Genomic DNA, 1,551 nt, shown 5'->3' with positions numbered 1-1,551 from the left:
AAAAGTCAACTATCTAAAAGTTTTATTTAAAAAGCTTAAAATAGAGTGAATTAATTCACAAATCAATATACTTTAATTTGCTTTTTGATTAGTCTATTTTAAAAAATTAAGCTATCCAATTCACTTGATTTAAGTGTTTTTCAGAATTATAATAGCTTTGATTCTTTAATAAAGCATAAATAATCTTAATTAACTTATTTCCAACTGCTATTATAGCTTGGCTATAACATTTACCCTCATCACGTTTTTTACGATAATATTCTTTAAAATAAGTATTATATTGACTAACAGTTCTCGCCATATTATAAATAACTTTTCTTAAATAAGAGTTACCTTTTTTAGAGATACCACCACGATAATTTATTGAAGTTCCACTTTGTTTTATAGCAGGATCAGTACCCGCATAAGCAATTAATTGTTTATGGGAGGGGAATATATTTTCAATATTGGTTCCTGCAATACCAGACTCTATTAAAAAAGGAATTGCTGTTTTATCATTTATTCCTCTAATTGATTTTAGGATTTTAGAGTTTTTTTTAATACTATTATTAGAACTTACTGCTTCATTAATAATGTTTTCAATTTCTGCTAAAGTATTTTGAGAATTAATAAAATGATTCAATTTAACCGTTAAAGCCTTCTCTAAGTATTTGTCATTTAATCCTATAGAATTTTGAGCAGCAGTTAATAGTTCTTGAGCAGAAACTTTTAGTTTGCTTCCTTTAGAATTATTAATTGACTTCTGGATAAAATTTAATCCTTGTTGAGCTAGTTTATTTGCTGAAGGAGCTTTTCTTAGCATTTGCAAAACTGTTTTAGAGAATATATCTGTTAATTTTTCTAGTTCAGGAAATAAGCGATTAACTAAATCTCTAATTTGATTCTTTTGTTGACTAATAGATTTAACTATATTATCTCTTTCTCTAATTATAGACTTTAAAGAGCTAATAGAATCTTTGCTGACAGTTTCTAAGTTGTGATACCTTACTTTAGCAAATTGAGCTATATGTTTTGCAGAAATTTCATCATTTATGCTTTTTCTTAAAGTCATAGAGCTAATAAAAGACTTAATAAGTTGAGGGTTAACTAATGCAACAGTATAATCATTATTTACAAGATAGCTTAAAATAGTCAAATGATATGAACCAGTAGATTCCATAACAATAAAAGTAAATTTTTTAGTTTTATCATGTTGGTTAAGGATTTCGATTATATTTGTAAATCCTTGGTTATTCATTTTTAGATTTTTCTTTTTGACCACTTTATCTGAATCTTTATTCAATAAAGCAATATCAAAGGATTCTTTTGCAATATCTATACCTAAAAAATAGTTATAGCTATTCATATTAAGCGGTTACCCCCTTTATATTTAATTCTTAGCAAGCAAAGTATGCTTTGTATTCAAACTCTCAAATAACGGAGACTTTAAAGTCTAATCAACTAATCGGAATTAACAAAGCAAGTGAAAGACTTTTGTAGAGGCTTATTGCCTAGTAACTCGCTATCCATCTTGCTTGCTTAACTTTATTATAACAAACTTTTAGGTAAGAG

At 26.6% G+C, this 1,551-nt stretch carries 1 protein-coding gene; it reads right to left on the bottom strand.

All coding sequences use genetic code 11. The annotated features are described in order from the left end of the window. Positions 1 to 106: 106 nt before the first annotated feature. Entirely contained in the window at positions 107 to 1,345 is a 1,239-nt protein-coding gene (locus tag BX659_RS18685; RefSeq protein ID WP_097019725.1) for an IS110 family transposase, read from the bottom strand. Between the last annotated feature and the right edge of the window lie 206 nt (positions 1,346 to 1,551).

It is taken from the genome of Orenia metallireducens, assembly GCF_003001995.1.
In the GTDB taxonomy this organism is placed as follows: domain Bacteria; phylum Bacillota; class Halanaerobiia; order Halobacteroidales; family Halobacteroidaceae; genus Orenia; species Orenia metallireducens_B.
This window is presented reverse-complemented; position numbering and strand designations above follow the sequence as displayed.